Source organism: Methylobacterium sp. B1, from assembly GCF_000333255.1.
Taxonomy (GTDB): domain Bacteria; phylum Pseudomonadota; class Alphaproteobacteria; order Rhizobiales; family Beijerinckiaceae; genus Methylobacterium; species Methylobacterium fujisawaense.
The window spans coordinates 1-7,352 of record NZ_BACT01000821.1 but is presented as its reverse complement, the minus strand read 5'-3'; the positions used below and the strand labels follow the sequence as shown (position 1 = coordinate 7,352).

The following is a 7,352-nucleotide window of genomic DNA, read 5'->3' as shown; positions in this document are numbered from 1 at the left end:
CGAGAGCGTCGACAGGATGGCCGAATAGACGAACGCGGTCCGCATCGATCCCATGGGGCGTCCTCACATCGTTCCGCCGTGGACCTGCCGGACCTGTGAAATCGAGCCCCGGTCAAGCGTCGCTTCGTACGGGTGCAGGCGATCTGCTTTCGCCGGCCCCGCAGATTCTCAGAGCTGCGGCGCGGCCGGTGCGCGGGGGCGCGGCGGCGGCGTCATCGCGCGCGGTGCCGGGGGCTCGGTCCGCGGCGGCGCGCCGGACGCGGCCACCTCAGCCTTCGATGGCTCCGCGACCGGCGCCGGCTGTGGGGCCGCGACCGAGCCGCGGACCGTGTCGCGCAGGAAATCACCGGTGCTGGCCTCCCGGGACGTCGGAGCCGGCGCCGCCCGGGCCGCCGGTGCGACCTGGCCGCTGCCGCCGTCGCGCGGCACCGGCACCTGCGACACCGCCGGGGCCCGGCGGGGCTCGCCCGGCGGCACGGTGATCCGGAACGTGTACGGCACCGTGGACCCGTCCCCGAAGGTGACGGCGACCGACAGGGTGTCGAGGCCGGAGAAGTCGGTGCGTGCCGTGTAGTAGAGCGACATCGCATCCTTCTTGGCGTCCTCGCAGCCGTCCGGCTGTCGGATCTGCGCCCCGGTCTCGTCGACCTTGCCGCTGAGGATCCGGAATTCCCGCCGCTGCTCGATGCGCCCGCCGCGCGGCGGCCTGACGAGTTCGATCGTGGCCGCGCGCGAGCGGCACCCCTGCGTGGCGAAGTAGTAGGTGAAGCCCTGGAGGAAGATCCGCTGGCCGGGGCGCGCGGTCTTGTTCTCCACCTCCGCCCGGGCCGGCAGGGCGAGGCAGAGCGGCAGGCAGAGCGCTGAGCCGAGCGCCGACCCGAGGGCCAGGACGCCGGCGCCGGTGCGCCGCCGCGGTCGGGTCGGTGCTGCGGATCGGGGAGCGTTCGGAAGGCGCTGATGCACGGGACTCGTCCTCGGCTTGGCGATGGGGGGCGCGGCCTCCGCCGCAGGGCTGACCGTCCGCGGCGCGTCAGAGCTGCGGCGCGGCGGGCGGGCGCGGCGCTGCCAACTGCTGTGGCGGCAGCGCGGGCGGTGCGGGCGTGCCGGATACGGGCGCTGCGGCCTCTGCAGCCTTCGGGGGCGGCGAAGCCGGTGCCGGCCGGCCGGCCGGGACCGCGCCGCGGACCGCGTCGCGCAGGAAGTCGCCGGTGCTGGCCTCCTGGGGCGCCGGAGCCGGAGCCGCTCGCTCAGCCGGGGCGGCGCGCGCCGTCGGGGCCGGCCGCGAGAGGCCCGCGTCGCGGGGGGCGGGTGCCTGGGACACCGCCGGCGCCCGCCGGCCTTCGCCCTCGGGCACCGTGATCCTGTAGGTGTAGGTCGCCTCCTCGCCGGTGACGAAGGTGACGATCACCGACACCGTGTCCAGGCCGGAGAAATCGGGCCGGGCCGTGTAGTAGAGCGCCCGCGCGTCCCGCTCGACATCCTGGCAGCCGTCCCGCGACGGGGTGCCGTCGGTGTTCCGGCCGAGGACCAGGAATTCGCGCCGCTGCTCGATCCGTCCGCCGCGGGGCGGCGTGACCAGTTCGACCGCGGCCGCCGGAACCGACGGGCAGCCCGGCCGGGTCTCGTGGGTGGCGTAGCCGTCGAGGCGGATCCGCTGTCCGGGGCGCGCGGTCACGCTCGTGGATCCGGCGAGCGCCGGCCCCGCGAGGCAGAGCCCGAGGAGGCCGAGGAGGCCGAAGAGGAAGCCGAAGCCGGGCCGCCCAGGCCGCACGACCCCGGCCGCTCTCGACTTCGGGACGCTGTGTGCCATGGGACTCCTCCTCGGCCTGCGGGACGGGCGGTCGTGGACCGCGGGCGGGACGCTCACTTCGGGTCGGAGCGCTCCAGGACCGGCTTGCCGCCATCGGTGCGGAACCGGACCGCGTAGGTGCTGTTCGTCGACTGGGCGTTGCACGTGATGACCACCGGGCCGCCCATCGGGTTGGGCAACTCGCAGGTGCCCTTCACCTTGATGGTGGACTGGTCGCGCTCGGCGTACATCAGCTCGTCGATGGGCTGGCGCAGGGTGCCGCCCGCGACGAGGCCCTTCGCCGAGGCCAGGAACGCCATGGCCTTGCCGTCGGTGGTGCCGAAGATGAACCCGGCCTTCGGGCTCCCGACGACGGAGGTGTTCACCGCACCCGAGGCGCAGAGGGCGGTGAGATCCTCCCCGTCCATCACCAGGGATTCGCAGCGGCCCTTGAAGGACAGCTTCAGGAACGTGCCCGGCGGCGGGTCCCGCGCCTCCGCGGTGTCACGGGGCGCGGGCGGTGGAGACGGTGACTGCGACGGCGGCGGCGGCGTGTCGGGCGGGGCCGGAGCCCGCGCTTCGGCGGGCCGATCGCGGGAAGGCGCGGTCCCGCCGTCCCGCCGGTCCCAGCCGCCGCGAGGCTGGCCGGGCTGCCAGACGCAGAGACGGACGCCGTCATTGTCCCAGCAGGGGCCGCTCGGGGACAGGGCGCCGAGGGATTCGGCGGCGCGCAGGCCACCGGACGACCCGTTCCAGAAGGCGGTGGCTTTCAGCGGGTTCTGCGGGTCGCGGACGAGCTGCGCCACGACGTCGAGCTTGCTCCCGGAATAGGAGCGGATCTCGAAGCCGCGGGCACCGGTCTGCCCGGTCTCCGCCCGGAACTGGCAGGCTCCGTCGAGGCGGACATCGCCGGCGACCTCGAGGTAGCAATCGGCGGCCCGCGGCGCGCCGGCCTCAGGCGCCGCCGCGGGAGCCCCGCCGAAGCCGGGGCGGCCCTCGCCGACCTTCCAGGCGCAGACCCGGCTCCGGGACCCGGTCCAGCAGGCGCCCTCCGACGTGACGCCGTCGGAGGGGCCGTCCTCGGGCTTGCCGCCGGGCTCCCGGTTCCAGGTGGCCGTGCCCCGGCCCGGCGCCGTCACCGACACGACCACGCCGTCGCGCAGGTAGCCGTTGTCGTAGGTGGCGAGACGGAACCCGCCCACGCCGTAGCTGCGCGCATCGGTCAGGAACTCGCAGACCCCGTCGATGACGGTCCTGCTGTCGGCCGCGAAGAAGCAATCGGCCTTGCGGACCTTGATCTGCGCCTGCGCGGCGGCGGGCAGGAGGAGGCCGGCCGACAGGGCGGCGGCGAAGAGGGCGAGGCGGCGCCCGGCCCGAGGGGCCGGGAACCGCGCAGGATTCGAACGGCGGCGGGGGGCCATGGCCGTCTCCTATGGATTGCCGAGGAGGCGGCGGGCCGCCTGGATGGTGCGGTCGTTGCGCTGGTCGACGACGCGGCCCTGGTAGAGATTCCGGTCGGCGAGGCGTTGCTGGAGCGCGGCCCAGAAGCCGACGCCCCATTTGTCCTGCTCGAGGTTCTGCAGGATCTCGGTGGACTTGAGTTCGAGGGCGCGGATCGTCATGTCGGCCGCCTTGCCGGGATCCCGCTGCAGGCCGGCGCCGCCGATATCGAACAGGAACGCCGCCGAGGCCGCCGCGGGGGCGAAGGAGGCCTCGCCCGCGAGGCGCTCCAGATACCGCCGCGCCAAGAGGCCGTCGGGGGCGGTGATCCGCTGCTCCGTGTTCGCCGGCGACAGGAGCAGCGCGTAGAGATACTGCGCCACCGAGACCCCGCTCTCCGCCAGGCTCCTGAGCTTCGCCTCGTCGGCGGCGTTGGTGGTCGCGCTCTTGAACAGCGCCATCAACGCCTCGACGCTCGGCGCGGAGGCGGGGGGTGTCGCGGGCGGCGGCGTGCCCGGCTTTCCGGGGCCGGAATTGCCCGCCCCGGAATTGCCAGCCCCGGAATTGCCCGCCCCTGGATTGCCGGTCCCCGGATTGGTCTGCGGGCCGGCGGCCCTGCCGGCCAGCGCCTGCACGGCCGCGCGCGTCTGCGGCGTCGCCGACCCGTCGGCGGGGCCCGTGTAGAAGCCGCGCTTCGCGAGATTGCGCTGGATCGCCGCCACGAGGTCGGGGGGCTGGCGGCCGAGCTCGTCCGTGAAGGTGGTGACCGCCAGCGGCAGCTTGGCCGCCACCGTGTCCATGTAGAGATCGGCGGCCTTCTGCGGATCGCGCGGGACGCCGCTCTCGGCATCGGTGTAGCAGCCGGCGATCCAGTAGAGCGTCGACCAGGAATCGAGATAGGCGTTCCGGGCGGCGACCGGGTTCGCGTGGAAGGCCAGCCCGTAGCGGCAGCCCCGCTTGAGATCGTATTGGCCGCGGCCTCTGTTGAGCAGGAGCTCGGTCATGCCGCGCTGGGCCCCGGGGAAGCCGAGGTCGGCGGGCTTCTGGTAGTAGGTCAGGGCCTTGGCGGCGTCGGGCTTGACGGGATTCTTGACGTAGAGCGCGGCCCATTCGGGATTGTAGAGGGCGCCCATGAACGAGCGGGCGCTGACGTCGCCGGCCTCGGCACCCGCCTTGAGCTTCTCGAAGGCGGCCCTGTCGCCGTCCTTGCCGGCCTTGTCGAGCAGATCGAGATAGAGCTTCTCGTTCTCCTTGCTGTCGGCGGGCTTGCCCCACTCGCCCGCGGGCTTCAGCAGCGCGAGGGCGAGGCCGGCCAGGAGCGCGACCGCGGCCTGGGGCAGGACCAGCCAGGCGAGGCGGTAGCGCGCATCCGCGTACCAGAGCGTCGCGTGCGCCCGGAGCCGGTCGGTCCCGATCAAGACGCCGCTCATGACTTGGCTTTCATGTAGGCGCGCAGGGCCGTGATGACCGCCGGATTGCGCGTGTTCTCGACCGGGAGCGTGTAGAAGCCGCGGGTGGTCAGTTCGGCCTGAAGGGCGCCCCAGAACCCGTCGCTCCAGTGCCCCGCCTCGGGGAACAGCAGCCAGAAGGTGATCTGGTCGTCCTTGAGGTCGATGCCCCGCAGGGCGAGGGCCGCGGCCTTCCGGGGATCCTTGGCGACGTTGCCGTAGCCGGAATCGTAGAGCACCGCGGCCTCGCCCGCCGCCATGCCGTGCCCGGCGGCCGCGGCGCGCTCGTAGGCGGCCACGGCGACCTGCGCGTCCGGCGCGAAGACGTCGCCCTTGTTCATCACCGGGTTGAACAGGCGCGCATAGGCGGTGAGCGCGTCCGCGTCCCCGGCATCGGCCCGGCCCTTGAGCTCGGCCAGCTTCCGCCGGTCGCCGGCCCGGGCGGCGGTCGCGAGGGCGATCACCTCCGGATCCGGGCCCTTGGGCGCCATCCGCCGCGGCTCGGGCCGCGGGGTCGCGACCGTGTTGGTGATCCCCGCCTCCACCTGGAGGGCCGTGATGATCCCGGGATTGGGCCGCCCGTCCACGGGGCCGATATAGCGGCGCTGCTCGGCCAGATGCCGCTGGAGGCCCGACACCAGGGCGGGGTTCTGCTGGCCGAGATTGTTGATGAAGGCGTCCATCGTCGGCCGGTGCTTGCGCCACAGCACCGCGGTCACCAGCCCCCCGGCCCGGACCGGGTCCTGCGGCAGGCCGCTCTCGGGCTCGACGTAGCAGGTGGCGAGCTTGACGGTGAGCCGCTCCTCGCCGGTGATCGTGCGCTCGAGCGTCTCGGGATCGTCGAACCAGGTCTGGGCGAGGCGGCAGCCGCGCCGGAGGTCGCGGTTGGGGTTGGCCGGATCGAGCAGCACATCCGCGAGGCGCGCGACCGCCAGGAGGTCGCCGATCGCGGCGCCCGGTCCGTAGAGGGCGGCCGCCCGGGCGAAATCGTTCGGCGCGGGCTTGCTGGGGAAGTAGGCGGCGGTCAGCGGGTCGTAGAGCGTCCCGAGCTTGGTCGCGGCGTCGATCTGGCCCCGGGTGGCCGCGGCGGTCAGCGCGTCGAACGCCGTGCGGTCGCCGTCCTTGCCGGCCCGGTCGCGCAGGGCGCTCAGCTCGGCGATCCGCGCCTTCGAGGCGGTGGCCGGCTGACCCCAGACGCCCTGCGCGGCCAGCGCCATGCACAGGCCCGCCACCGCGCAGGTCACGGCCTGCGGCAGGGCGAGCCAGGCCAGGCGGTAGCGGCGATCGTCGTACCAGAGGGTCGCGTGCGCGCGCAGCCAGTCCTCGCGTGCGATGCTCATGGCCGCGACGGCTCCCGGGCCGTCACGACAATGCGGCGGGGCGCGGGGCGCCGCCGCCGAGCGCCCGCTCGAAATCCACGAGCTCGAACTGGCCGTAATCGCCCAGGGGATCGCTGGCGAGCCGCATCGCCTGGGCCTCGCGCAGGCGCTCCAGGAGGGTGCGCATCGCGCGGGCATTCGCCCAGTCGTGCCGCTGCGCGCGCTGCTCGACCCACGGGATCAGCAGGGTCTCGAAGCGCGGCGGCAGCCGGAAGGATTGCCGCGACGCCATCAGGCGCAGGATCTCGACGAGGTCGTAAGGATCGTAGGCCGGAATTCGACGGTCTGGTGAAAGCGGCCGCGAGGCCCGGGATTCGTGTCGATGAACCGGGCCATGTCGCCGGTGTAGCCAGCGACGATCACGATGATCCGGTCGCGGTTGTCCTCCATGAACTTGAGGAGGGTGTCGATCGCCTCCTTGCCGAAGTCGCCCCCGCCCCCGCCGCCCTCGGCCAGGGTGTAGGCCTCGTCGATGAACAGGATGCCGTCGAGGGCCTCGCGGCAGCGCTCCAGGGTCTTGGCCGCGGTCTGGCCGACATAGCCCGCCACCAGCCCGGCCCGGTCGACCTCGACCACGTGCCCCTTCCGCAGGACGCCGAGCGCCCGGAAGATGTCGCCCATGATGCGCGCCACCTCGGTCTTGCCGACGCCGGGCGGGCCGGTGAACACCATGTGCTGGCTCACCGCGCCGACCTCGATGCCCTCGGCGCGGCGCCGGGCATCGACCAGCACCCGCGCCGCCACGGTCTTCACCTGCTCCTTGACCGGCGCGAGCCCGATCATCGCGTCGAGGCGGGCCATGACCTTCCGGGCGGCGTCCATGTCGACCGCGCCGCCGGCCTGGCGGCCGAGGGCCGCGGCGATGTCGGCGGGCTCGAGCCGGTTGATGTCGCCGCCGGGGCTGGCGGCGAGGCGCAGCGCCTGCGCCTGGCGGGCCTTCTCCAGCACCGTGCGCATCTCGCGGGCATTGGCCCAGTCCTCGGCCTTGGACCGGGCGCCGACATAGGCCGCGAGGTCCTTCTCGAACCCCTCCGGCATGACGAAGCCCTGGCCGGCCGCCATGCGCTTCAGGATCTCGGCGAGTTCCGGCGGGCTGTAGGGCGGGAACTCGACGGTCTTGGTGAAGCGGCTGGCAAGCCCCGGATTCGGTCGATGAACCGGCGCATGTCGTTGGTGTAGCCGGCGACGATCACGATGATCCGGTCGCGGTTGTCCTCCATGAACTTGAGGAGGTTGTCGATCGCCTCCTTGCCGAAATCCCCGGCCACCGCCGGGCGGCGGCCAGGGTGTAGGCCT

At 73.6% G+C, this 7,352-nt stretch carries 7 protein-coding genes and 1 pseudogene; all 8 read right to left on the bottom strand.

The window, feature by feature from the left end; genetic code table 11:
- Nucleotides 1-168 precede the first annotated feature (168 nt).
- A complete protein-coding gene (locus I53_RS23665; RefSeq protein ID WP_043355320.1) occupies nt 169-963 on the bottom strand; it encodes a hypothetical protein in 795 nt (264 codons plus the stop codon).
- Between the two features lie 67 nt (nt 964-1,030).
- A complete protein-coding gene (locus I53_RS23660) occupies nt 1,031-1,810 on the bottom strand; it encodes a hypothetical protein (RefSeq protein WP_083936134.1) in 780 nt (259 codons plus the stop codon).
- Nucleotides 1,811-1,863: 53 nt separating this feature from the next.
- Nucleotides 1,864-3,210: a hypothetical protein gene (locus I53_RS23655; protein ID WP_043355319.1), complete on the bottom strand. Its 1,347-nt coding sequence runs from the start codon at nt 3,208-3,210 to the stop codon at nt 1,864-1,866.
- A gap of 9 nt (nt 3,211-3,219) precedes the next feature.
- Nucleotides 3,220-4,659 (bottom strand): peptidoglycan-binding protein, encoded by a 1,440-nt coding sequence (locus I53_RS23650; protein WP_043355317.1) that lies wholly within the window; start codon nt 4,657-4,659, stop codon nt 3,220-3,222.
- Nucleotides 4,656-6,017 (bottom strand): hypothetical protein, encoded by a 1,362-nt coding sequence (locus I53_RS23645; protein ID WP_043355316.1) that lies wholly within the window; start codon nt 6,015-6,017, stop codon nt 4,656-4,658. The genes I53_RS23650 and I53_RS23645 overlap by 4 nt, the downstream gene beginning before the upstream one ends.
- A gap of 22 nt (nt 6,018-6,039) precedes the next feature.
- A complete protein-coding gene (locus I53_RS35440; RefSeq protein WP_251982425.1) occupies nt 6,040-6,288 on the bottom strand; it encodes a hypothetical protein in 249 nt (82 codons plus the stop codon).
- Entirely contained in the window at nt 6,288-7,118 is an 831-nt protein-coding gene (locus I53_RS35435; RefSeq protein WP_251982424.1) for an AAA family ATPase, read from the bottom strand. The genes I53_RS35440 and I53_RS35435 overlap by 1 nt, the downstream gene beginning before the upstream one ends.
- 5 nt (nt 7,119-7,123) lie before the next feature.
- A pseudogene (locus tag I53_RS35430) lies at nt 7,124-7,352 on the bottom strand (hypothetical protein); the annotation flags it as partial.

Bases quoted from the DNA above. Each gene is read 5' to 3' on its own strand.
- I53_RS23660 (WP_083936134.1), bottom strand. From the start codon at position 1,810: ATGGCACACAGCGTCCCGAAGTCGAGAGCGGCCGGGGTCGTGCGGCCT.
- I53_RS23655 (WP_043355319.1), bottom strand. From the start codon at position 3,210: ATGGCCCCCCGCCGCCGTTCGAATCCTGCGCGGTTCCCGGCCCCTCGG.
- I53_RS23650 (WP_043355317.1), bottom strand. From the start codon at position 4,659: ATGAGCGGCGTCTTGATCGGGACCGACCGGCTCCGGGCGCACGCGACG.
- I53_RS23645 (WP_043355316.1), bottom strand. From the start codon at position 6,017: ATGAGCATCGCACGCGAGGACTGGCTGCGCGCGCACGCGACCCTCTGG.
- I53_RS35440 (WP_251982425.1), bottom strand. From the start codon at position 6,288: ATGGCGTCGCGGCAATCCTTCCGGCTGCCGCCGCGCTTCGAGACCCTG.
- I53_RS35435 (WP_251982424.1), bottom strand. From the start codon at position 7,118: ATGGCGGCCGGCCAGGGCTTCGTCATGCCGGAGGGGTTCGAGAAGGAC.